Source organism: Nocardia sp. NPDC049935 (assembly GCF_055586645.1).
The window spans coordinates 182,214-203,531 of record NZ_JBVJHV010000010.1 but is presented as its reverse complement, the minus strand read 5'-3'; the positions used below and the strand labels follow the sequence as shown (position 1 = coordinate 203,531).

Below are 21,318 nucleotides of genomic sequence, written 5' to 3'. Positions count from 1 at the left end.
CCCCGGACCGCGCCGTCCTACGAGGCAACCAATGCGTCCAGTACGGACAGGAACAAGCCCAGTCCGTCGTCGCTGGGGCCGGTCAGCGGTTCCGTCGCATGCTCCGGATGCGGCATCAGCCCCACCACCCGCTTGTTCGCCGACGCGATCCCGGCGATGCCGCGCTGCGATCCGTTCGGGTTGTCACCGGCGTACCGGAACACCACCCGGCCTTCGCCTTCGAGTTCGTCGAGGACCCGTTCGGAGGCCTGGTAGCGGCCTTCACCGGATTTCAGGGGCACCAGGATCTGGGCGCCCGCTTCGTAGCGGGAGGTCCAGGCGGTGTCGGTGGCCTCGACACGCAGCCATTCGTCGCGGCAGATGAAGTGCAGGCCCTCGTTGCGGGTGAGCGCGCCGGGCAGCAGGCCGGCTTCGCAGAGCACCTGGAAGCCGTTGCAGATTCCGAGGACCGGCATCCCGTTGCCGGCGGCCTCGATCACGGTGCCCATCACGGGCGCGAACCGGGCGATCGCACCGCAGCGCAGGTAGTCGCCGTAGGAGAACCCGCCGGGCACCACCACCGCGTCGACGCCTTTGAGATCGGCGTCGGCGTGCCAGAGGCTCACCGCTTCGGCGCCGGAGAGCCGGACCGCGCGGGCGGCGTCCACATCGTCGAGTGTGCCGGGGAAGGTGATGACCCCGATCCGGGCGGTCACGGGATGCGCACCACCTTCCAGTCCTCGATGACCGTGTTGGCCAGCAGCGATTCGGCGATCGAGGCGAGTTCGTCGTCGCTGACGTCGTCGCCGACCTCGAGCTCGAAGCGTTTGCCCTGCCGGACGTCGCTGACGCCGTCGAATCCCAGGCGCGGCAGCGCGCCGACTATGGCCTGCCCCTGCGGATCCAGAATCTCGGCCTTCGGCATCACCTCGACCACGACACGTGCCACGGGTTGCTCCTCACAAAAAGGGGTGAGCTGCGTCCGGCGTCGGCGCCGGGACGCGGATGGGTTACCTGAGCAGCCTAATTGTCACCGGGCCGGACGGTCGCGGCGGGTAACCGAACCGCCGCGGGACTAGCCTTGCGGGCATGCGTGTAGTCCACTTCGGCCACTCCTGTCTGCTCGTCCAGCTGCACGGAAAGAAGATCCTGTTCGATCCCGGCGCGCTCTCACACGGGTTCGAGGGCATCACCGGGCTGGACGCGATCGCGGTCACCCACCAGCACGCCGACCATATCGACGCGAACCGGATCGAGGCGCTGATCGAGGCCAATCCCGGGGCGCGGCTGCTGTCCGACCCGCAGACGGCGCAGCTGCAAGGCGGCCGGTGGGAGGCGATTCACGCCGGCAACATCCTGGATCTCGACGGTCTGCGGATCACCGGAGGGGGCGGCCGGCACGCGGTCATCCACCCGGAACTGCCGGTGGTCGACAACACGGTGTTCCAGCTCGGCACCGTCGGGAACCCGACCGAGTTCGTCCATCCGGGCGATTCACTGTGGGTTCCCTCCACCCCGGTCGATGTGCTGGCGATCCCGGCGGCGGCGCCGTGGATGAAGATCAGCGAAGCGGTCGACTATCTGCGGGCGGTGGCGCCGCGCCTGGCCTTTCCGATCCACTACGGGATCATCGCCGAGCAGGCGTGGGGGGTCTATTTCGGCCGGCTCGACGAGATGCGCAAGGCCGATACCGAGTTCACGATCCTGCGCCCGGACGACGACGCCGAACTCTGAACGCGCGGGGCGCTCGGTCTCGGGGTGGCAGGCGGAACCGCCGCCCCTCGATCGCCGGACCCGGGGCGGCGGAGTCTAGGCGGCGCGTACCGCTGTCACGGTCTCCCAGCGGTACACCTCGCTGTGGGCTCCGTGATAGAGCGCCAGGTCCACCGCGTCGAGCATCGCCTGACGCGGCCCGGGCCGGCCGAGCTGGGCGGCGGAGACCGCCAGCCGCAGCACGCCGCCGCGGCGGGCGGTGCGGGCCGCGCCCAGTACCAGCGCCCGGCACCACCAGGGTTCGGCGCGGAAGCCTTCGCCGATGCCGTAGACCCGCGCCTTCTGCACGCTGTTGCGTTCGAGGTCGTGGATACCGGTCAGGCCCAGGGAGAGCCGGAACCCGAGTTCGGGCAGCGCGGCGGTCGCGCCCGCCGAGGCGTCCCAGCGCGGAGCGGCGAACAGCCGGGTGCGCAGGCCGACCTGTTCCATGACCCGGTCGGCCGCGGTGAGCCGCAAGAGCGCCTCGTGCCTGGGCAGGGTGGCGAATTCCGCGCGCCGGCTCTTGGTGGCCGCCTGGTCGTACCCGTGCAGCACGATCGCGTCGCCGCGGCCGCGACGGCCGCGCAACCAGGTCTGGGTGGTGGCGTCGTCGAGGAGGCGGTACTTCCCTTTCAGGCGCGGCGCCACCAGCAGCGACAGCCGCACCCCACGCTGATCCATCTCTTCGGCGAATCCGATCGCCGCGTCCCGGGTGGATTCCCGGACCCCGGATACAGATACGAGCAGCTCAGCGTTCATATATAGACGATGGCAGGCGCAGGTGTCCGCGGCGTGCAGCCGCGATGACCTGCGCATGCAATGCCGATGACCGGCCCGTTGAGTGGACGTGGCCGGATGGCGAACATCCGGCCACGATCCGGTCAACGGTCGCCGGCGCCCACCGTATCCAGCACCCAGGCGTATTCGAAGCCGATCTCACGCCACTTCTCGTACCGGCCGCTGACACCGCCGTGCCCGGCGCTCATCTCGGTTTTGAGCAGCAGCGGCGAGTCACCGGTTTTGGTGGCGCGCAGTTTCGCGACCCATTTGGCCGGCTCCACATAGAGCACCCGGGTGTCGTTGATACTGGTGATGGCGAGGATCGCCGGATAGTCCTGGGCGGTGACGTTCTCGTAGGGCGAGTACGACTTCATGTACTCGTAGACTTCCTTGTCCGCCAGCGGATTTCCCCATTCGTCCCATTCGATGACGGTCAGCGGCAGCGACGGGTCCAGAATCGAGGTCAGCGGATCGACGAACGGCACATTGGCCAGGACACCGGCGAACAGTTCCGGCGCCATATTCGTCACCGCGCCCACCAGGAGCCCGCCCGCGCTGCCGCCGTCGGCGACCATCCGGTCCGGCGCGGTGGCGCCGCTGTCGACGAGATGCTGTGCGCAGGAGACGAAATCGGTGAAGGTGTTCTTCTTGGTGAGGGTTTTCCCGTTCTCGTACCAGAGCCGCCCCATCTCCCCGCCGCCGCGCACATGCGCGATCGCGAACACCAGACCGCGGTCCAGCAGCGACAGCCGCGCCACCGAGAACCCGGGATCCATACTCGCCTCGTAGGAGCCGTACCCGTAGAGCAGCAACGGTTTCGGGCCGCTCACGGATTCGGTGTCGCGCCGGGAGACGATCGAGATCGGAATCCGGGTGCCGTCCGCGGCGACCGCCCAATCACGGTGCTGCACATAGTCGTTCGCGTCGTATCCACCGAGCACCGGCTGTTCCTTGCGCAACAGCAGCGCGCCGGTGTCGACCACGTAGTCGAAGACCTGGGTCGGGGTGATGAACGAGGTGAGCCCGAGCCGCAGCGTCGGCTGATCCCATTCCGGGCACGAACCCAGACCCGCGCTGTAGAGCTCCAGATCGAATTCGAGCTCACGCAGTTCTCCGTACCCGTCCGGACCGAGCGGCCATACCGCGACCCGGGGCAGCGCCTCGCGGCGATAACTGAGCACCAGCTGCCCGGCGAACGCGTCGATATCCTCGAGCCGCACATCGTCGCGATGCCCGATGAGGGTCCGCAGTCGCGACGGATCGTCGGCAGGCGCCTCGGCGAGGACGAAATTCTCCGCCTTCACCCCGTCGACCACATCGTTGTGCAGGATCAGGAACCGGTCCTGCCCCGCCACCACGGCATGTTCGGCCCCGTATTCCACACCCTCGCGGCGCGGCAGCAGTACCCGGAACTCACCGGTCGGATCGTCCGATTCCAGGATCCAGCCCTCGGTGGTGATCTTGGACCCCACCCAGATCATCAGGTACTTCTCCGACCGGGTGGCGCCGATGCTCACCCAGTACCGCTCGTCCGGCTCGTGGAAGACCTTGACGTCGGCGCCGGCGGCGCCGCCGAGCCGGTGCCGCCACACGGTATCGGGACGCCAGGATTCGTCGACCGTCTGATAGAAGACGTGGCTGCCGTCCAGCGACCAGGTGGCGCCCGGCGCGGTGCGCGGGATCTCGTCGCCCAGCAGCTCGCCGGTGCGCAGATCCTTGAACCGCAGCGTGTAGCGCTCGTCGCCGGCGGTATCCACCGAGAAGGCGAGCAGGTTGCCGTCATGGCTCACCGAGAAGGCGCCGAGGGCGAAGAAATCGTGTCCTTCGGCCAGCACATTGCTGTCCAGCAGGATCTCCTCGCCGGCGATCTCGGTACCGGCCTCCAGCTGCGGCGGAGTCCAGGCATCCACACCGGTCGCGGCGGCGTCGATCGGGCACCGGCATTGCACGCCGTACTGTTTGCCCTCGAAACTGCGGGTGTAGTACCAGTGGTCCCGGAGCCGGGTGGGCACCGACAGATCGGTTTCCTGGGTGCGGGATTTGATCTCGTCGAAGATCTTCTCGCGCAGCGGCGCCAGATGCGCGGTCCGGGCCTCGGTGTAGGCGTTCTCCGCCTCCAGGTAGGCGATGACCTCCGGGTTCTCCTTATCGCGCAGCCATTCGTACTCGTCGACGAAACGATCACCGTGGTGCTCGCGCTCCCACGGCACCGTTTTCGCCGTCGGGGCCGCCACCGCCGCGCCACCGGTTACCGGACTACCACTGTCAGCCATGGCCACCACCGTAGCGGCCGGTCGCGGGTCCGGCGGACGCCACCGGCTGGTGTCCGGCTCAGCCGCCGATCGCGGCGCCCACGGTCGGCCAGGACGCCTTCAGATGGTCGTTCCAGTACGACCAGGAATGGGTGCCGACCGGGCTGTAGTCCACCCGGATCGGCAGCCCCGCCGCCCGCGCCCGGCGTTCGAACGCGATCACGCAGGTATCGACCGCGAACTCGATCGGCCCGCCCAGCACGATGTTCTCCGGCAACTGCGGTTTGGGTTCCAGTTCGTGCGGGCCCGGCAGGCCGGTTCCGGTCGACAGGTACAGGGTCTTGCCCCGCAACCGGTCCAGCATGAGGGCCGGGTTGTGGGCCGCCCATTCCGGGCCGCCGCCCGGACCCCACATATTGTCCGGGTTCCCGCCGCGGGTCAGGATGGAGAATTGCACCGCGCCGGTGGCCAGGCCGGTGTCCGGGCAGGCACTGTAGCCGGCGACCGCCGTATAGAGCGCCGGGTGCCGCGCCGCGAGGATATAGGCGGCGTGCCCGCCCATGGACAGCCCGCCGATGGCGTTCACCCCGTTACCGGAGAAATTGCTGTCGATAACGGGCGGCAGCTCCTGGGTCAGGAAGGTCTCCCACTGGTAGTGGCCCAGTACCGGGTCGTCGCGCTGCCAGTTGGTGAAATAGCTGGCCTTACCGCCCACCGGCAGCACCACGTTGACGTTCTTGCCGAGGAAGAAACGCTCGGCTTCGGTGGCGTTGGTCCAGGTGCTCTGCCCGACGCCCGGATCGAGCCCGTCGAGCAGGTAGTAGCTCGGACGGGCGCCGTCACCGGCCGGATGCAACACCTGGACCTGTACGACCTGGCGCATCGCCGGCGATTGGATGAATACCGCGGAACGGGTGGGGCTCAGGGTGTCGATGCGGACGACCTCGGCCGCGGCGGCGGGTGCGGGTCGCAGCACAGGGAGCCCGGCGACCAGCCCGACCACCCCCAGTACGAGTACAGCCAACCGGAACAACCGCATGCTCACACCTCCTGCCCCCACGTGGATCACGGCATATGCCCGTCCGCACCGCTGCGCCCCGGCAACGGCACCCGCTGATCAGCATCTGTCCAGCAAATATGCCGACTATAATTGAGATACGATCTTACGTGGCCGATTACAACCGATCCGTGACCCATTCCGCCACTGGGAATCCCGCCTCCGCTAACCCCGCGCCAGCGCGCCCCGGATCGAGGCGGCGAGATAGTCCAGGTCCGCGCGGGGCGGCGTACGGGGCCGGCCCCGCAGGCCGAAGCCGTCGCCGGGAGTCCGCGGAATCACGTGCAGGTGGACGTGGAACACCTCCTGACCCGCGGTCACACCGTCGGCCAGGAAGAAATTCACTCCGTCGCAGGCCACTTCGCTGTCGCGCAGCGCCGCCGCCAGCCGCTGCCCCACGCGGAAGAGTTTTCCGCCGAGTTCGGGGTCCAGGCCGGCCAGATCGCGGGCCGGGGTCTTCGGGACAACCAGCAGATGACCGGGCGTCATCGGCCGGATATCCATGAAGGCGAGAACGTCCTCGTCCTCGTATACCTGGCTGGACGGGGCCCGGCCGGCGATGATGTCGGCGAAAATCGTATACGGATCCATGAGGCGATTGTCATCGACGAGGCATCGCCGCGCGGGGTCCGGCTAGAGGATCGGGGCGGGGGTGTAGCGGGCGGCTTCGGGGTGGGCGTCGGCCAGCTTGCCTACCTGCGCGACCACATCGGCCACCTGGGCATCGGCGGCACCGATGAAAGCGGCCTTGTCGGCGAGGGCGGCGTCGAGGGCGGCCCGGTCCAGCGGCATCCGGTCGTCGGCGGCCAGCCGGTCCAGCAGATCCGGTTCGCGGCCCTGCTCCCGCATGGCCAGCGCGACCGCCACCGCGTGTTCCTTGATGACCTCGTGCGCGGCCTCGCGGCCGACCCCGGCGCGAACCGCGGCCATGAGGATGCGGGTGGTGGCCAGGAAGGGCAGGTAGCGATCTAGTTCGCGGGCGATCACCGCCGGGTAGGCGCCGAATTCGGCGAGCACCGTCAGGAAGGTCTCGGTCATACCGTCGAGGGCGAAGAACGCGTCCGGCAGCGCGACCCGGCGCACCACCGAACAGAACACATCGCCCTCGTTCCACTGCGCGCCGGCCAGTTCCGCCGCCATCGAGCCGTAACCGCGCAGCACGACCTGCAGTCCGTTGACCCGTTCACAGGACCGGGTGTTCATCTTGTGCGGCATCGCGGAACTGCCCACCTGACCGGGCTGGAAGCCCTCGGTGACCAGTTCGTGGCCCGCCATCAGCCGGATGGTGTGGGCGAGCGAGGACTGCGCGGCGCCGAGCTGCACGAGCGCGGAGAGCACATCGTGGTCGAGCGAGCGCGGATAGACCTGGCCGACGCTGGTGAGGACCTCGGCGAACCCGAGATGCCGGGCCACCTGCTGTTCCAGGGCCGCCAGTTTGGCGGCGTCGCCGCCGAGCAGGTCCAGCATGTCCTGGGCCGTCCCCATCGGGCCCTTGATACCGCGCAGCGGATAGCGGTCGATGAGTTCACGCAGCCGGGTGAGTCCGATGAGCAGTTCGTCGGCGGCGGAGGCGAACCGTTTACCCAGGGTGGTGGCCTGCGCGGCGACGTTGTGCGACCGGCCGGCCATCACCAGGGTCTGGTATTCGGCGGCCCGCTCGGCGAGCCGGGCGGCGACGGCGATCCCGTGCGCGTGGATATGTTCGAGGGAGAGCCTGATCTGCAGCTGTTCGACGTTCTCGGTGAGGTCGCGGCTGGTCATCCCCTTGTGCACGTGTTCGTGCCCGGCCAGCGCGTTGAATTCCTCGATCCGGGCCTTCACATCGTGGCGGGTCACCCGTTCGCGTTCGGCTATGGAGGCCAGATCGACCTGTTCGACCACGCGCTGGTAGTCGTCGACCACCCCGGCCGGTACCTCGACACCGAGTTCGGCCTGGGCGCGCAGCACCTCGAGCCACAGCCGTCGTTCGAGCACCACCTTGTGCTCTGGCGACCACAGGTGCACCAGCTGCGGACTGGCGTAGCGAGTGGCGAGGACGTTGGGGATCAGGTCGGAGGTCACGTCCGGTCAGTCTAGTGACCGGTACCGGTCCACCGGCTGGTGCGTCGCGGGAGCGACGATATCGATGACCTCGAGCAGTGCTCCGCGGGCCAGACGCCGGGGTTGCGGATCGGGTTCGCTCAGGGCGGCGACCACCGCGCCGTCGACCACCGCGACCAGCCTGCGAAGTTGTTCGGGACGCACGATCCGGTCGGACCGGCGCAGGACATGGGCGAGCAGCTCGTCGAGCTGCCCGCGTAGTCGGAGCTGGACCTCGCGTAACTCGGGATGGCGCGCGGAGGCGACGGTGCGCTCGTAGCGCGCGATCAGCCGCCCACGCGCGGCGCTACCGCCCTCGTCCACCCCTTCCGGGCCGATCAGCAGGTCGAGCACCAGTTCGGCGGTGGCGTCCGCGCCGCGCCGGCGGTGGGTCACCTCACCGATCCGCCGCCGCATCGCCTCGAGTTCGGCGTTACCGCTGAACTCCACCGCCCGCGCGATCAGGTCCTCGAGCGATTCGAAGTAGTACGTCGTCGAGGCGAGCGGGAGTTCGGCGCGCGTGGCGACCGAACGGTGCCGCACCGCGTCGAAGCCGCCCTCGAGCAGCAATTCGGCAGCAGCGGCCACCAGCGCCTGGCGACGCCGTTCACCTTTCGGAGTCGTCGCGGTTATCACCGTGCCATCGTGCCAGTCTTCATCAGTACATCCGTACGAAATCAGGGAAAGGGAGAGCAACCATCGATGTTTCTACCGCATCCGCGCAACAATGGCGTCGTACTGTGCAAAGTTATTGCCGGGCACAGTATTTCTGCCGACCCGTTGTTTCGGCGTCAACCCTGGTGACGCAGGAAACCGGCCAGCCGGGTGAGCGCGGCCTCGATATCGGCGGTGGCCCCCGCGAATGAGAGCCGGACGGTGCGGTTCCCGTTCACGGTGTCGAAATCCAGTCCGGGCGCGAGCGCCACACCCGTATGCGCCAGGACCCGGGCGCACCATTCCATCGAATCACCGGTCAGATGCCCGATATCGGCGTAGGCGTAGAACGCGCCGTCGGCCGGGGCGAGCTCGGTGATACCGAGTTCCGGCAGACCGTCCAGCAGGATCGACCGGTTGATCGCGTAGCGGTTCACGTGCGCGTCGAGTTCGGCCTTGGCCTCGTCGTCGAACGCGTGGACCGCCGCGTACTGCGAGATGGCCGGCGGGCACACCGTCATATTCGAGGCCAGGCGTTGCAGCGCGGGCCGCAGCGCCGGCGGCGCCAGCATCCAGCCCAGCCGCCAGCCCGTCATGGAGAAGTATTTCGATACCGAGCCGATCACCACGGCGTGGGAGGAGGTCTCCCAGGCCGACGCGGTGCGTTCGGCGCCGTAGGTGATGCCGTGATAGATCTCGTCGGAGATCAGCAGTGTGCCGTGCGCATCGCACCAGCGGGCCACGGCAGCCAGTTCGGCGGGATCGATCATGGTGCCGGTGGGGTTGGCCGGGCTCGCCACGATCAGGCCGCGCGGCGGTTCGGGTAGTGCGTCGAGCATGGCGACCGTGGGTTGGAAGCGGGTCTCGGCGCGGCAATCCAGTTCCACGACACGGCAGCCGAGCGCGGTCAGAGTGTTGCGGTAGGCCGGATAGCCGGGCCGCGCGACGACCACCGTGTCGCCGGGATCGAACGCCGCCAGGAAGATCAGCGTGAACGCGCCCGACGAGCCCGTGGTGACCACGACATCGTCCGGGTCCACCGGATAGCCGTAGGTCCGGTGGTGATGCCCGGCGATCGCCGCACGCAGCGGCAGGATGCCGAATGTCTCGGTGTAACCGAGCAACTCGGCGTCGAGCGCGGCCCGGGTGGCCCGTAGCACCGGCGCGGGCGCGGGCGTCGACGGCTGCCCCGCCGCCAGGCTCAGCACATCACCGTGTGTTCTGACGCGTTCGGCGGCGGCTTTCCAGACATCCATCACGTAGAAAGGTGGGATGGTCGAGCGCCGAGATTCTGTGGACACCCGACCGACGGTAGAACACCGCATCGGGCCGATCGACGGCTATGGTCTGCTCTGATGCTCGAAAAGGCCAGCCGGTCGGCCACCGGGCCGACCCACCCCGACTCCGGATCCGCCGCCTCCGGTGACGGTTCCGGGGTCCGGCGCCGACTCCGGATCCGGGGTCGGCGAATCCGTTCGGGCACCCGGCGCGCCGTGGGTTCCGACCACCGCACCACCGACCAGCGGGTGTCGTTGCAGCGCGCGGCGGCGGTGGGCGGCGGCCTGGTGATCGCGCCCGGCTGGCGCGACCGGATACCGGCGCCCCGGCGACCCCTCGGCGCGCGACTCGTCACCGCCTACCGGTGGGGTCTGGATCGGGCGAGCGACCTCTGGCGGCAACGCCCCACCCCGGCCGAACTCCGTGAATTCGCGGCCCGGCGGCCGACGGCCGAGGAGATGAAGGCCGCCGCCCGGCGGCACCGGTACCTGATCGGCGGGTTGCTCCTCACCCTGCTGCTGGCCTCCGGCGATGCCGCCGGGAGTTTCCTGGTCACCGATCTGCCGCCGGTCCCGGGGACGGCCCACCGGGTGGCGGTCGCGTACCCGCTGCAGATGTCCACGCCGGTCCCCTCGGTCCGCCGCTATCTCGACGCCATCGACAACGGCGAGCGCCTGCGCGAGCAGGCCGTGGTGGCCGCCGCGTCCCGGGCGACGCTGGAACGCGCCAAAGCGGAGGCGGCGGCCGCGGCGGCCGGACAGGAACAGCCCTGGATCAACACCGCCCCGGGCGAACCGGGGCTCGGCACCATCCCGCCGGGCGCCGTCCCACCCAGCGCCGGTGGTTTCGTACTTCCCGCACCCGGCACCTTCACCTCGGGCTTCGGCAGCCGGTGGGGCACCTTCCATCGCGGTATCGATATCGCCGGCCCGATCGGCACCCCCATCTACGCGGTCGCCGACGGCACGGTGATCGACGCGGGTCCGGCCGCCGGTTTCGGGTTGTGGGTGCGGATCCGGCACAACGACGGGTCGATCTCGGTCTACGGCCATATGTACGACTTCTTCGTCTCCGTCGGCGAACGGGTTCCGGCCGGGATGCAGATCGCCCGGATGGGCAATCGCGGTGATTCGACCGGACCCCATCTGCATTTCGAGATCATCATGGACGGACAGCACGTCGACCCGCAGCGCTGGCTCGCCCTGCACGGCCTTTCCTACGGCTGACCGTTCACCGGCAAATTCACAGTGTTCGACTGTCATCGAACCGTGATCCGGTAGCGGATGTGATCGATATCGCCGTAACACCTGGTATATCGATTTCTCTCAGCACAATAGAACCTCTGATTCATTTTCAGTTCATCTGCTGTTCATGTTTTGCAATCATTCTGTGATCGCCAGAAAACAGACCGCAAGCCTGTTTATCGCCTGGTCTCGTATTTCTCCTGTCATACGAAGAAATCCACACAACGAAACAGCGCTGCGACAGCGCCGACGGCGATATGACCCGCCGGCGTGGTACTTCCGCGCTGTCGGAGCCCCTGATGCAATTACGAAAACTGTTGCCCCTGCTGACCCTCGCCGCCGTCGCCGCCCTGCCCGCCCAGGCCCACGCCGATATCGCCGGAGTACCCGCCGAACTGCAGGGACCCGCGCAGCAACTCCAGCAGCAGGCCCAGCAGCTGCCGCAGGACCAGCAGGAACAGCTACGGCAGTTCCTGCAGCCGCTACCGCAGCCCGTCCCCCAGCTCCTGCCCCAGATGCTGCCGCAGAGCTACCCCGACAACCTCGACGGCTGGATCCGCGGCGCGATGGACGTCCTCGGACAGCACGGCATCCCGGGCAGCTACGACGGCATCCACCGCAACGCCATGCGGGAATCGGGCGGCGACCCGCACGCGATCAACCTCTGGGACTCCAACGCCGCCGCGGGCATCCCGTCCAAGGGGCTCATGCAGGTCATCGATCCCACCTTCGCCGCCTACCACGTCGAGGGCACCTCGTGGGATATCTACGACCCGATCGCCAATATCGCCGCGGCCTGCAACTACGCCGCCCACCGGTACGGCTCCATCGACAACGTCTTCGGCGCGTACTGACCCGTCGCGCAGTTCCCCGGTGACGGCGCCGGCCTCCCGCCCGCCGTCACCGGAACGGGTCAGAGACGAATACGGTCCTCGACCGCGGCCAGGCCGATATCGGACCGGTAGTGGCCGCCGGTCAGTTTGACCCCCGCCAGCCGGTCGTAGGCGACCTCCCGGGCGGCCGTGAGATCGGCACCCGTACCGACGACATTGAGCACCCGGCCCCCCGCCGACACCAGCGCACCGTCCTCACGCAGGGCCGTCCCCGCATGCAGCACCGTCGCCGCGTCATCGGTCGCGGCATCACTCGCGCCGGTGATCACATCACCGGTCCGGGGCCGCCCCGGATAATTCTCGGCGGCCAGCACCACCGTCACCGCGGCGCCCCCGCGCCAGCGCGGCGCGGGCATATCCGCCAAGGTCCCCGTCGCGGTCGCGTACAGCAACTCCCCGAGCGGACTCTCCAGCAGCGACAGCACCGCCTGCGTCTCCGGATCACCGAACCGGCAGTTGAACTCCACCACCGCGGGCCCCGCCGCGCCCATCGCCAGCCCCGCGTACAGCAGACCGCTGAACGAGTCCCCGCGGCGCACCAACTCGGCCGCCACCGGAGCCACCACATCGTCGACGATCTGCGTGACCGCGCCCTCCGGCAGCCACGGCAGCGGGGTATAGGCGCCCATCCCGCCGGTATTCGGCCCGGTATCCCCGTCGCCGACGCGCTTGTGATCCTGGGCCGGCAGCAGCGGAACCACCGTCTCACCGTCGACCAGGCAGAACAGCGACACCTCCGGACCGTCCAGGAACGATTCCAGCAGCACCGGATGCCCCTGTTCGAGCAGTTCCGCGGCATGATCACGCGCCGCCGAACGATCCGGCGTGACCACCACACCCTTACCCGCGGCCAGACCGTCGTCCTTGACCACCCAGGTCGGGCCGAAACGATCCAGCGCGGCATCCAGCTCCGCGGGACTGTCCACGATCTCGCTGTGCGCGGTCCGCACCCCCGCCGCCGCCATCACATCCTTGGCGAACGCCTTCGACCCCTCGATCCGCGCGGCCGCCGCCGACGGCCCGAAACACGCGAAACCCGCCGCGCGCACCGCATCGGCCACCCCGAGCACCAGCGGCACCTCCGGACCGATCACCACCAGATCCGCCGCAACCTCCCGGGCCACCGCGACCACCGCGTCCGCCGAACTCGCGTCCACCGGCCGCACCTGCGCCAGCTGCGCGATACCGGCATTACCCGGGGCCGCGACGAGCGCGCTCACCGCCGGGTCACGACGCAGCGCAAGGACGAGGGCATGTTCACGGGCTCCGGAACCGATGACGAGTACTCGCACGCGGACAGCTTATAGGGACCACGAACCCACCCGGCGGCCCAGGTTCACCCCCGCCCCGGCCGGTACCAGCGAGTTCACCACAGCCGCCGCCCGACCCGCCCGCGCAGTGGATGATGGTGGTGAAACACCCGCAGCGGGTGGGCAACTCGCGCGCCCCTCGCGCGGCGCGCCAACCGGGAGGACGGACGTCATGGGTCTGATGGACGGAATCATGGGCAATGCCGGACAGATGGAACCGGCCGCCGCCCAGCAGGAATACCAGCGGCTCCTCGGCAACGGCGAACAGATCTACGCGGCCTACATCCTCGTCCGCGACGCCATGCTGTTCACCAACCGCCGCCTCATCATGATCGACAAACAGGGGATCTCCGGCCGGAAGATGAGCTACCACAGCATCCCCTACCGCTCCATCACCCACTTCGCGGTGGAAACGGCGGGCACCTTCGACCTCGACGCGGAACTCGTGCTGTGGATCGCGAGCACGGACGCGCCACTCCAGAAGAAGTTCAACCGCCACGTCGACATCTACGAGGTACAAGGAATCCTGAGCCACTTCGTGGCTGTATAGCTGGAGCAGCTCCGCTGCTCGAGGTTCGGCCCTCCTTAGCGTCGGCTGTCAGCGCTCGAGACTCGTGGCTTCGCCACATGCGCTTCGAGCGCTGACAGCCGACGCGGGCCGAACCAGGGCCTCGCGGGGCGAGGCGGGCGGGGAGGACTTCGCGACGGAAGGCGAACCGTGGACGTCGAGCTGACCTGGGCGGACCGGGCGCGGGGGTCGGCTCACCCCATCGGCGCCGAGTTCAGCGAGGCCATCAAAGGGTTTCGGGCCGTCCCGTGTTTCCGGCCTCGAAGCGAGGCGGCGCAGCCGCGAGTCTCGAGGCCGGAAACACGGGACACAAGGGGCCCGAAACCCCGCGGCGCCGAAGGCGCCGCCAATAATAGAGCCTATGGCTTCTGTTTTCAGTGCGATCATTGCTGGTGACCTGCCGGGCCGGTTCGTTTGGGAGGACGACGAATTCGTCGGGTTCCTGACCATCGCGCCTGTCACGCCGGGGCACACGCTGGTGGTGCCGCGCAAGGAGATCGACCAGTGGCAGGATGTCGACGGCGATGTCTTCGGGCGGTTGGCCGGGGTCGCCCAGAAGGTCGGGCAGGCGGTGCGGGCGGCGTGGGACGCGCCGCGGGCGGGGCTGCTGATCGCGGGGCTCGAGGTGCCGCATCTGCATGTGCATGTGTTCCCGGCGTTCACCATGGGCAACTTCGATATCTCCGGCGCCGATCCGAATCCGGACCCGGCCTCGATGGACGACGCGCAGGCGCGGATCAAACAGGCACTGCGCGACCTCGGTTACGGCGCGAACGTCCCGGCCTGATTCACCGGCGGGCCTGCGGGTCCGTGGTCTCCGGGCCGTCCGCGGCTTGCCGGGGCGGTTCGGGGCGCTGCCGCGGCAGCCGCAGGGTGAAGGTGGTGCCGCGGCCGAGTTCGCTGTCCACCTCGACCGTGCCGCCGTGCGCGGTGACCAGGGCCTGCACGATCGACAAACCGAGACCCGCCCCGCCGCTGACGCGGCTGCGGGAATCGTCGGCGCGATAGAACCGCTCGAACACCCGGTCCGCCTGTTCGGGCGGCATCCCCGGGCCGGTGTCGGCGACCTCGATACGCACGTCATCGGCGCCGGGGGTGAGCCGGACGGTCACCACGGCCGCCGGTGGGGTGTGCACCAGCGCGTTGTTGAGCAGATTCGCCAGTACCTGGCGCAGCCGCGACGCATCGCCGGGGACCTCGGCGGTACCGGTGCCGGGACGCACCTCGAACTCGATCGACCGCCGCGGGCCCGCCCCGGCCTGGGTGGCGGCCACCGCGCGGGCACTGTGCACGGCGTCGCTGGTCAGCGCGAGCAGATCGACGGGGGCGTACGCCACCGGACGTTCGGCATCCAGCCGCGCCAGCATCAGCAGATCCTCCACCAGCAGGCCCATCCGCTTCGATTCCCGCTCGATGCGGTCGAGCAGCATATCGGTATCGCCGGTGGCGCCCTGCCGGTACAGCTCCGCGAAACCCTTGATCGTCGTCAGCGGCGTGCGCAACTCGTGGCTGGCGTCGGCGACGAACCGGCGCATCTTCTCCTCCGACCGCCGGGCCGCCTCCTCGGAGGCCTCGGTGGCGGCGAAACCCCGCTGGATCTGCGCGAGCATGGCGTTCAACGACTGGGCCAGCCGGTCCACCTCGGTATTGGTCCCGCGCACCGGCACCCGGCGATGCAGATCCCCGGCCGCTATCTCGGCTGCGGTCTCCTCCACCTGCTCCAGCCGGCGCAGACTGCGGCGGATCACGAAATACGCGGCGACCGCCAGCACGACGAGCACCAGCACGCCGATGACCAGCTCCAACACCACCAGTCGCTCGACGATCGCTTCGGTCTCGTTCAGGCTCAGCGCCACGACGCTGGTGCCTTCCGGGTTCTCGGTGTACCGCACCCGCCACTGGCCGGAGCCGCCATCGGTGGACCCGGTGGTGAAGGTGCCCGGACTCATATCCTCGGGCAGATCCGGGGAGCCGTTGCGACCGGGATCGGCCTGCAGGAAGAACTGGCCGGACGTGTCCTGCACCCGCACGTAGAACAGCACCGGCGGACGCTCCCGCCCCGGTTCCCCCGGTAGCGGCATCAACCGCCGCCCGCCCGGACGGGCGAACGTATGGGCGGCTTCGTCCAACTGCTGATCGACCCGATCGATCAGCGTGGTGCGCAGCGCGGAGGTCACCGCCAGACCCGACGCCAGCAGACCCGCCGCGGCGAGCGCCACCAGCGCCAGCACCAAGGTCACCCGCAGCGGAACGGCGGCGATCCGGCGGGTCACGCCGTGCCGATTCCGCACCGGCCGCTCCGAAACCGCGGCCGCCCGGTCTTCGTCCGGAAGTTTCGCGCTCATGACCGGCCCGACGGCGACTCCCGCATGACGTACCCGACACCGCGCAGGGTGTGGATCAATCGCCGCGGACCGGTATCGACCTTCTTGCGCAGATACGACACATACGTCTCCACCACCCCCACCTCGCCGCCGAAGTCGTATCGCCACACATGGTCCAGAATCCGCGGCTTACTCAGCACGGTCCCGGCGTTCACCATGAAATACCGCAGCAGCGTGAACTCCGTCGGCGACAACGCCACCGCCTCCCCGGCCTTGAACACCTCGTGGGTGTCGTCGTCCAATTCGATATCGGCGAACCGCAACCGGGTCCGCTCCCGCTCCGGGGCGGCGCCACCGGCCCGCCGCAGGATCACCCGCAACCGCGCGACGACTTCTTCGAGGCTGAACGGCTTGGTGACATAGTCGTCGGCGCCCAGGGTCAACCCGGTGACCTTGTCCTGAACATCGTCACGGGCGGTCAGGAACAACACGGGCGCGTCGATCCCATCGGCCCGCAGCCGCCGCAACAACCCGAAACCGTCCATCCCGGGCATCATGACGTCCACGATCAACGCGTCCGGCCGGAAACCGCGCGCCACATCCAGCGCCTGGGCGCCGTCGGCGGCCGACGCCACCTCGAAGCCCTGGAACCGCAGACTGACCGTCAGCAATTCGACGATCATCGCCTCGTCGTCCACCACCAGCACCCGGGCTTCGGGGGCCGTGGCCCGCGCACCACTCATACCCCCATACTCACCCACCCCGCTGGCACTCCCCTGCGCACTCCCTGTGAACACGCTGTGTCGATGGAGCAGCTCCGCTGCTCGAGGTTCGGCCCTCCTGGGCGTCGGCTGTCAGCGCTCGAGACTCGTGGCTTCGCCACATGCGCTTCGAGCGCTGACAGCCGACGCGGGCCGAACCAGGGCCTCGCGGGGCTCGGCGGGGGCGGTGGTGGTGGTGAGTAGCCGGGGCGGGGTTCGTAGGTGGGTTGCGGGGCGGTTCTGGTGGCCGGTTTCGGGGGGATGGTGGTGGGGTGGCGCGGGGCGCCCCTGGCGGCTGTTGTGCGGTGCGGGCGGGGGTTATTCGGGGTAGTCCTGGTTGGCGTCGGCCATCAGGGCTTTTCCGGCTACCTGGCCTTGGGCCAGAGCGTCGAGGAAGGCTCGGGCCCAGCGGTCGACGTCGTGGGCGAGGACTTGGCGGCGGAGGGCGCGCATGCGGCGGCGGCGGGTTTCGCGGTCGTCGGTGAGGGCGGCGATGATCGCGTCCTTCACGCTGTCGAGGTCGTGGGGGTTGCACAGGTAGGCCTGGCGCAGCTCGGCGGCGGCGCCGGTGAACTCGCTCAGGACCAGGGTGCCGTTGAGGCCGCTGTGGCTGGCTACGTACTCCTTGGCGACCAGGTTCATACCGTCGCGCAGCGGGGTCACCAGCATGACGTCGGCGGCCACGAAGAACGAGAGGAGTTCTTCGCGCGCGATCGGGCGGTGCAGATAGTGCACCACGGGGTAGCCGACCCGGGCGAATTCGCCGTTGATGCGGCCCACCTGGCGTTCGATATCGCCGCGCATCTGGATATAGCTCTCCACCCGCTCACGGCTCGGGGTGGCGAGCTGCACCATCACGGTGTCGGCGGGATCGATCCGCCCTTCCTCCAACAGTTCCTCGAGGGCATTGAGCCTGATATCGATGCCCTTGGTGTAATCGAGGCGGTCGACGCCGAGCAGGATGTTCTTCGGGCTGCCCAGTTCCGAGCGGATCTGCGCGGCCCGTTCGCGTACCGAACGGCGGCGCGAATGTTCGTCCAAGCCGGCGGAGTCGATGGAAATGGGGAACGCGCCGACCCGCACCGTCCGGAACCCGACCTGCACCACGCCCATCTTCGACCGCACGCCGACGGTGCCGCGGGAGGTCGGCTGACCGGCGAGCCGGCGGGCCAGATAGAGGAAGTTCTGGGCGCCGCCGGGCAGGTGGAAGCCGATCAGGTCGGCGCCGAGCAGGCCCTCCACGATCTCGGTGCGCCACGGCATCTGCATGAACAGTTCGACCGGCGGGAACGGGATGTGCAGGAAGAATCCGATAGTGAGATCGGGGCGCAGCATCCGCAGCATCTTCGGCACCAGCTGCAGCTGGTAATCCTGCACCCAGACCGTGGCGCCCTCGGCCGCCACTTTCGCCGTCTCCTCCGCGAAACGACGGTTGACCTGCACATAGGCCGACCACCAGGCCCGGTGGTACACCGGGCGGACGATCACATCGTGGTAGAGCGGCCACAGCGTGGCATTGGAGAAGCCCTCGTAGTAGTCGGCGACCTCCTGCGCGGCCAGCGGCACCGGATGCAGTTCCAGTCCGTCCTCGACGATCGGATCCACCTCGACATCGGGCACACCGGCCCACCCGACCCAGGCGCCCCGATTACTGCGCAACACGGGCTCCAGCGCGGTGACCAGACCACCGGGGCTGCGCTTCCACCTGGTGGTGCCGTCGGGAAGCTTCTCCAGATCCACCGGGAGCCGGTTGGCCACCACCACGAACCCCGAGCCGGCCCCGCGCTCGCGCAGCGGCTCCGCCTCCACCGGTTCGGGGACGGCCTCGGCCGGATCGATGGGACCGCCGACCGGCCCGGCGGCGTCTGCGGCCTCCTCAGCGGACACGGCGGGCTCGGTCCCGGCGGTGGTTTCTCTGGACGGCTGATCGGTCATCTGGTCCACTCACGCATCCTTTGCGCGGCGCAATACGCCATGTAGTTGTGTGGATCCGCCGACGTCGCCGTTGGCGCCGACTACGCCACACGACCTGGCAGCGCCCGGAGGCGGTAGCTTGCGTGACCACGGAGGGCGCTCGGTCATGCGGTTACGGGAGACAGCTTATTCGGTACGGACCCCCGGGCCGATACCCAGCATCGACAGGAGCATCCGGCATTCGTCGGCGTCGGTGGCGTAGGCGGCCACGACCCGCTGCGCCTGACGAGCGGTCTCGTCGGCGAGGGGCTCCAGTTCGTCGTCGGCGATACCATTGGCGCTGCTCTTCGCGGCCATCGCAATCCTCCCTGCAGTAACGCGTGTATGTGAAATGCCCATGGTATCTGGCGGCGCATGCGGTCGCCGACGCCGTGGTAACACGCCGGGGTCCGGTGGGGCTATACCGTAGGAAGCAGAAACGATGAGGAAGGGACCTACAGGATGCCGTTGGCCACGGTGAACGGAATATCGCTCAACTACCAGATCAAGGGAGACCGTTCCCGGGGCACCGACGTCGCAGGCGGCGGGCCGCTGGTAGTGATGATCATGGGCACCGGCAGTCCGGGGCGGGTGTGGGAACTCCACCAGGTCCCGGCGCTGCTCGGCGCGGGCTACCGGGTCTGCACGTTCGACAACCGGGGTATCGCACCCTCCCACGAGGGCACCGAAGGGATCACCATCGATCAGCTGGTGGCCGATACCGCGGGCCTCATCGGACTCCTCGAGGAGGGCCCGGCGCTGGTGGTCGGCACCTCGATGGGGGCACGGGTCGCGCAGGAACTCGCGCTCGCCCATCCCGACCTCGTCCGCAAGGCCGTATTCCTGGCCGGCCACGGCCGGCTGGACCAGTTCCAGAAGACCCTGTCGCTGGGTGAGCACGATCTCGACGCCAGCGGGGTCCGGCTGCCGGCGAAGTACGAGGCGGCGCTCACCGCGGTCATGAACCTCTCCCCCGCCACCATGGCCAACCCGCATACCGCCAGGGACTGGCTGGACCTGTTCGAGTTCACCGGCGGGCCGGTACCGCCGGGAATCCGCGCCCAGCGCCGCATGGATCACGACTTCGACCGGCTGAAGGCCTACCGCGAGATCCGGGTGCCCTGCCTGGCGGTGGGATTCGCCGACGACCGGATGATCCCGCCGTATCTGTCCCGGGAGGTCGCCGAGGCCATTCCGGGCGGGCGCTACCAGGAGGTTCCCGACGCCGGTCATTACGGCTATCTGGAGCGTCCGGACACCGTCAACAAGATCCTGCTGGATTTCTTCGCCTCGTGAGGGGAGACCCCACAGTTAACACCGGGCTTGCTAGGGTCGACACCATCGTTGGGTTCACGACACGGCAGCCGGAAACCAGACCCGGATCGCCGCGCCGGGCCCGGACAGATCCCTTTACATCCGCGCGAGCACCCCAGTGAGGTGAAATGAGCACCAACCCGTTCGACGACGAGGACGGCCGCTTCTTCGTCCTGGTCAACGACGAAGAACAGCACTCCCTGTGGCCTGCTTTCGCCGAGGTCCCGGCAGGCTGGCGGGTTGTCTTCGGTGAGGACAGCCGCGCTGCCTGTGTGGAGTACGTGGAACAGAACTGGACCGATATGCGTCCGAAGAGCCTTCGTGACGCCATGGCGGCCGACGAGGCCGCCCGCAAGTAGGTCCCGGCCGGACTCCGTGCCGGTCGCCCGCTGCGCTTCATCGCCGGTTCGCCCGCTGCGCTTCATCGGAATCCGATGTGGCGCAGCGGGCGTGCCCGGTTATGATGGCTGCGCCCACGCCTCCTTAGCTCAGTGGTAGAGCACTCGCCTTGTAAGCGAAAGGTCGTCAGTTCAATCCTGACAGGGGGCTCCAGACGAAAAAGGCTCCTACCGTCACGGTAGGAGCCTTTTTCGTATCCGGACGAGGACGTCCGGGCCACTGCTCAGATCGGGGTCACCGAGGCCACCAGCCACTGATCGTCGTCCTTGTCCAGCGTGACCCGGACCCGGCTGCCGGTGGTGGCGCCCTGGGGGCTCTCCTTGCTCGTGGTCACCTGGTTCAGGAACAGCAGCACGGTGGCGTGCGCCCGGTCGGCGGAGACCACGCCGCCGGCCTGGGTGGTGGCCTTGACGGTGAGTTCCTTCTCCTTGGCGCCCGGCACGATCGCCTTGTCGATGAGCTGGAGGTAATCGGCGCGGAAGTCGGGGGTCAGGCTTTCGGCGGCCTTGGGGAGCTCCTGTTCCACCGTCTGATGTTCGTAGGTGAAGATCGCCGAAACCGTGCGCGAGGCGGCGTCCACGGCCTCGGTACGGGAGTGTTCGGACTGGCGGTAGTCCCAGTAGCGGTAGCCGCCGATCCCGGCCACCACCGCGGCCGCGACCACCACCACCGCGGTGATGCCGAGCAGGATCTTGTTACGCAGCTTCATACCGGTCCTTTC

Annotated in this window: 22 protein-coding genes and 1 tRNA gene; 8 read left to right on the top strand and 15 right to left on the bottom strand. The window is 68.7% G+C overall.

The features are described from left to right. Nucleotides 1-17 precede the first annotated feature (17 nt). Both purQ and purS read right to left on the bottom strand, forming a co-directional pair. Nucleotides 18-695: a phosphoribosylformylglycinamidine synthase subunit PurQ gene (gene purQ / locus ACZ6SF_RS30755; RefSeq protein WP_466066878.1), complete on the bottom strand. Its 678-nt coding sequence runs from the start codon at nt 693-695 to the stop codon at nt 18-20. Next, a complete protein-coding gene (gene purS / locus ACZ6SF_RS30750; RefSeq protein WP_466066876.1) occupies nt 692-928 on the bottom strand; it encodes a phosphoribosylformylglycinamidine synthase subunit PurS in 237 nt (78 codons plus the stop codon). Before purS ends, purQ begins: the two co-directional genes overlap by 4 nt. A gap of 140 nt (nt 929-1,068) precedes the next feature. Here purS and ACZ6SF_RS30745 point away from each other — a divergent pair, with 140 nt between their 5' ends. Then, nucleotides 1,069-1,713, top strand: coding sequence for an MBL fold metallo-hydrolase (locus tag ACZ6SF_RS30745; RefSeq protein WP_466066874.1), 645 nt, complete (start codon nt 1,069-1,071; stop codon nt 1,711-1,713). A gap of 75 nt (nt 1,714-1,788) precedes the next feature. Here ACZ6SF_RS30745 and ACZ6SF_RS30740 read toward each other — a convergent pair whose 3' ends face one another. From ACZ6SF_RS30740 to ACZ6SF_RS30710, 7 genes are all read right to left on the bottom strand, one after another. Further along, nucleotides 1,789-2,490 carry a DUF2334 domain-containing protein gene (locus ACZ6SF_RS30740; protein WP_466066872.1) on the bottom strand — a complete coding sequence of 234 codons (702 nt, stop codon included), beginning with the start codon at nt 2,488-2,490 and terminating at the stop codon, nt 1,789-1,791. Nucleotides 2,491-2,612: 122 nt separating this feature from the next. Continuing rightward, nucleotides 2,613-4,784 carry a S9 family peptidase gene (locus ACZ6SF_RS30735; protein ID WP_466066871.1) on the bottom strand — a complete coding sequence of 724 codons (2,172 nt, stop codon included), beginning with the start codon at nt 4,782-4,784 and terminating at the stop codon, nt 2,613-2,615. Between the two features lie 58 nt (nt 4,785-4,842). Continuing rightward, nucleotides 4,843-5,802 carry an alpha/beta hydrolase gene (locus ACZ6SF_RS30730; RefSeq protein WP_466066869.1) on the bottom strand — a complete coding sequence of 320 codons (960 nt, stop codon included), beginning with the start codon at nt 5,800-5,802 and terminating at the stop codon, nt 4,843-4,845. Nucleotides 5,803-5,985: 183 nt separating this feature from the next. Then, complete coding sequence (locus tag ACZ6SF_RS30725; RefSeq protein WP_466066868.1) at nt 5,986-6,411, bottom strand: HIT family protein; 426 nt, start codon at nt 6,409-6,411, stop codon at nt 5,986-5,988. Between the two features lie 42 nt (nt 6,412-6,453). After that, entirely contained in the window at nt 6,454-7,881 is a 1,428-nt protein-coding gene (gene purB, locus ACZ6SF_RS30720; RefSeq protein WP_466066866.1) for an adenylosuccinate lyase, read from the bottom strand. 6 nt (nt 7,882-7,887) lie between these two features. Then, a complete protein-coding gene (locus ACZ6SF_RS30715) occupies nt 7,888-8,535 on the bottom strand; it encodes a TetR/AcrR family transcriptional regulator (RefSeq protein WP_466066864.1) in 648 nt (215 codons plus the stop codon). A gap of 155 nt (nt 8,536-8,690) precedes the next feature. After that, nucleotides 8,691-9,854 carry a pyridoxal phosphate-dependent aminotransferase gene (locus tag ACZ6SF_RS30710; protein ID WP_466066862.1) on the bottom strand — a complete coding sequence of 388 codons (1,164 nt, stop codon included), beginning with the start codon at nt 9,852-9,854 and terminating at the stop codon, nt 8,691-8,693. A gap of 54 nt (nt 9,855-9,908) precedes the next feature. Here ACZ6SF_RS30710 and ACZ6SF_RS30705 point away from each other — a divergent pair, with 54 nt between their 5' ends. Further along, nucleotides 9,909-11,057 (top strand): M23 family metallopeptidase, encoded by a 1,149-nt coding sequence (locus tag ACZ6SF_RS30705; protein WP_466066860.1) that lies wholly within the window; start codon nt 9,909-9,911, stop codon nt 11,055-11,057. 317 nt (nt 11,058-11,374) lie between these two features. Next, nucleotides 11,375-11,929 (top strand): transglycosylase SLT domain-containing protein, encoded by a 555-nt coding sequence (locus ACZ6SF_RS30700; protein WP_466066858.1) that lies wholly within the window; start codon nt 11,375-11,377, stop codon nt 11,927-11,929. Between the two features lie 59 nt (nt 11,930-11,988). Here the strand turns inward: ACZ6SF_RS30700 and purD are convergent, their stop codons facing one another. After that, entirely contained in the window at nt 11,989-13,260 is a 1,272-nt protein-coding gene (gene purD / locus ACZ6SF_RS30695; protein ID WP_466066856.1) for a phosphoribosylamine--glycine ligase, read from the bottom strand. A 190-nt stretch (nt 13,261-13,450) separates the two neighbouring features. Here purD and ACZ6SF_RS30690 point away from each other — a divergent pair, with 190 nt between their 5' ends. Beyond that, on the top strand, nt 13,451-13,828 hold the full coding sequence (locus ACZ6SF_RS30690) for a PH domain-containing protein (protein ID WP_466066854.1): 378 nt from the start codon (nt 13,451-13,453) through the stop codon (nt 13,826-13,828). A 379-nt stretch (nt 13,829-14,207) separates the two neighbouring features. Further along, nucleotides 14,208-14,633, top strand: a complete 426-nt coding sequence (locus ACZ6SF_RS30685) for an HIT family protein (RefSeq protein ID WP_466066853.1) — start codon at nt 14,208-14,210, stop codon at nt 14,631-14,633. A gap of 1 nt (nt 14,634) precedes the next feature. Here the strand turns inward: ACZ6SF_RS30685 and ACZ6SF_RS30680 are convergent, their stop codons facing one another. The 4 genes from ACZ6SF_RS30680 to ACZ6SF_RS30665 all read right to left on the bottom strand — a co-directional run bounded on the left by ACZ6SF_RS30680 (nt 14,635) and on the right by ACZ6SF_RS30665 (nt 19,202). Continuing rightward, on the bottom strand, nt 14,635-16,191 hold the full coding sequence (locus ACZ6SF_RS30680) for a sensor histidine kinase (RefSeq protein WP_466066851.1): 1,557 nt from the start codon (nt 16,189-16,191) through the stop codon (nt 14,635-14,637). Then, nucleotides 16,188-16,913, bottom strand: a complete 726-nt coding sequence (locus tag ACZ6SF_RS30675; protein ID WP_466066849.1) for a response regulator transcription factor — start codon at nt 16,911-16,913, stop codon at nt 16,188-16,190. Before ACZ6SF_RS30675 ends, ACZ6SF_RS30680 begins: the two co-directional genes overlap by 4 nt. 336 nt (nt 16,914-17,249) lie before the next feature. Beyond that, nucleotides 17,250-18,866: an alpha,alpha-trehalose-phosphate synthase (UDP-forming) gene (locus tag ACZ6SF_RS30670; RefSeq protein ID WP_466066947.1), complete on the bottom strand. Its 1,617-nt coding sequence runs from the start codon at nt 18,864-18,866 to the stop codon at nt 17,250-17,252. Nucleotides 18,867-19,031: 165 nt separating this feature from the next. After that, on the bottom strand, nt 19,032-19,202 hold the full coding sequence (locus ACZ6SF_RS30665; protein ID WP_357426322.1) for a hypothetical protein: 171 nt from the start codon (nt 19,200-19,202) through the stop codon (nt 19,032-19,034). A 144-nt stretch (nt 19,203-19,346) separates the two neighbouring features. Here ACZ6SF_RS30665 and ACZ6SF_RS30660 point away from each other — a divergent pair, with 144 nt between their 5' ends. The 3 genes from ACZ6SF_RS30660 (at nt 19,347) to ACZ6SF_RS30650 (ending at nt 20,750) form a co-directional block, all read left to right on the top strand. Then, the gene (locus ACZ6SF_RS30660; RefSeq protein WP_466066846.1) at nt 19,347-20,180 is read left to right on the top strand and encodes an alpha/beta fold hydrolase; all 834 of its coding nucleotides are present in this window, start codon (nt 19,347-19,349) and stop codon (nt 20,178-20,180) included. A gap of 146 nt (nt 20,181-20,326) precedes the next feature. Then, complete coding sequence (locus ACZ6SF_RS30655; RefSeq protein ID WP_030522889.1) at nt 20,327-20,557, top strand: MbtH family protein; 231 nt, start codon at nt 20,327-20,329, stop codon at nt 20,555-20,557. Nucleotides 20,558-20,675: 118 nt separating this feature from the next. Then, nucleotides 20,676-20,750 (top strand) — tRNA-Thr (locus tag ACZ6SF_RS30650). Nucleotides 20,751-20,820: 70 nt separating this feature from the next. Here the strand turns inward: ACZ6SF_RS30650 and ACZ6SF_RS30645 are convergent. After that, nucleotides 20,821-21,306: a h domain protein gene (locus tag ACZ6SF_RS30645; RefSeq protein ID WP_466066844.1), complete on the bottom strand. Its 486-nt coding sequence runs from the start codon at nt 21,304-21,306 to the stop codon at nt 20,821-20,823. Nucleotides 21,307-21,318: the final 12 nt, after the last annotated feature.

Excerpts from the sequence above, each read along its gene's own strand:
- ACZ6SF_RS30745 (WP_466066874.1), top strand. The coding sequence starts at position 1,069 with ATGCGTGTAGTCCACTTCGGCCACTCCTGTCTGCTCGTCCAGCTGCAC.
- ACZ6SF_RS30740 (WP_466066872.1), bottom strand. The coding sequence starts at position 2,490 with ATGAACGCTGAGCTGCTCGTATCTGTATCCGGGGTCCGGGAATCCACC.
- ACZ6SF_RS30735 (WP_466066871.1), bottom strand. The coding sequence starts at position 4,784 with ATGGCTGACAGTGGTAGTCCGGTAACCGGTGGCGCGGCGGTGGCGGCC.
- ACZ6SF_RS30730 (WP_466066869.1), bottom strand. The coding sequence starts at position 5,802 with ATGCGGTTGTTCCGGTTGGCTGTACTCGTACTGGGGGTGGTCGGGCTG.
- ACZ6SF_RS30725 (WP_466066868.1), bottom strand. The coding sequence starts at position 6,411 with ATGGATCCGTATACGATTTTCGCCGACATCATCGCCGGCCGGGCCCCG.
- ACZ6SF_RS30705 (WP_466066860.1), top strand. The coding sequence starts at position 9,909 with ATGCTCGAAAAGGCCAGCCGGTCGGCCACCGGGCCGACCCACCCCGAC.
- ACZ6SF_RS30700 (WP_466066858.1), top strand. The coding sequence starts at position 11,375 with ATGCAATTACGAAAACTGTTGCCCCTGCTGACCCTCGCCGCCGTCGCC.
- ACZ6SF_RS30690 (WP_466066854.1), top strand. The coding sequence starts at position 13,451 with ATGGGTCTGATGGACGGAATCATGGGCAATGCCGGACAGATGGAACCG.
- ACZ6SF_RS30685 (WP_466066853.1), top strand. The coding sequence starts at position 14,208 with ATGGCTTCTGTTTTCAGTGCGATCATTGCTGGTGACCTGCCGGGCCGG.
- ACZ6SF_RS30680 (WP_466066851.1), bottom strand. The coding sequence starts at position 16,191 with ATGAGCGCGAAACTTCCGGACGAAGACCGGGCGGCCGCGGTTTCGGAG.
- ACZ6SF_RS30675 (WP_466066849.1), bottom strand. The coding sequence starts at position 16,913 with ATGAGTGGTGCGCGGGCCACGGCCCCCGAAGCCCGGGTGCTGGTGGTG.
- ACZ6SF_RS30670 (WP_466066947.1), bottom strand. The coding sequence starts at position 18,866 with ATGACCGATCAGCCGTCCAGAGAAACCACCGCCGGGACCGAGCCCGCC.
- ACZ6SF_RS30665 (WP_357426322.1), bottom strand. The coding sequence starts at position 19,202 with ATGGCCGCGAAGAGCAGCGCCAATGGTATCGCCGACGACGAACTGGAG.
- ACZ6SF_RS30660 (WP_466066846.1), top strand. The coding sequence starts at position 19,347 with ATGCCGTTGGCCACGGTGAACGGAATATCGCTCAACTACCAGATCAAG.
- ACZ6SF_RS30655 (WP_030522889.1), top strand. The coding sequence starts at position 20,327 with ATGAGCACCAACCCGTTCGACGACGAGGACGGCCGCTTCTTCGTCCTG.
- ACZ6SF_RS30645 (WP_466066844.1), bottom strand. The coding sequence starts at position 21,306 with ATGAAGCTGCGTAACAAGATCCTGCTCGGCATCACCGCGGTGGTGGTG.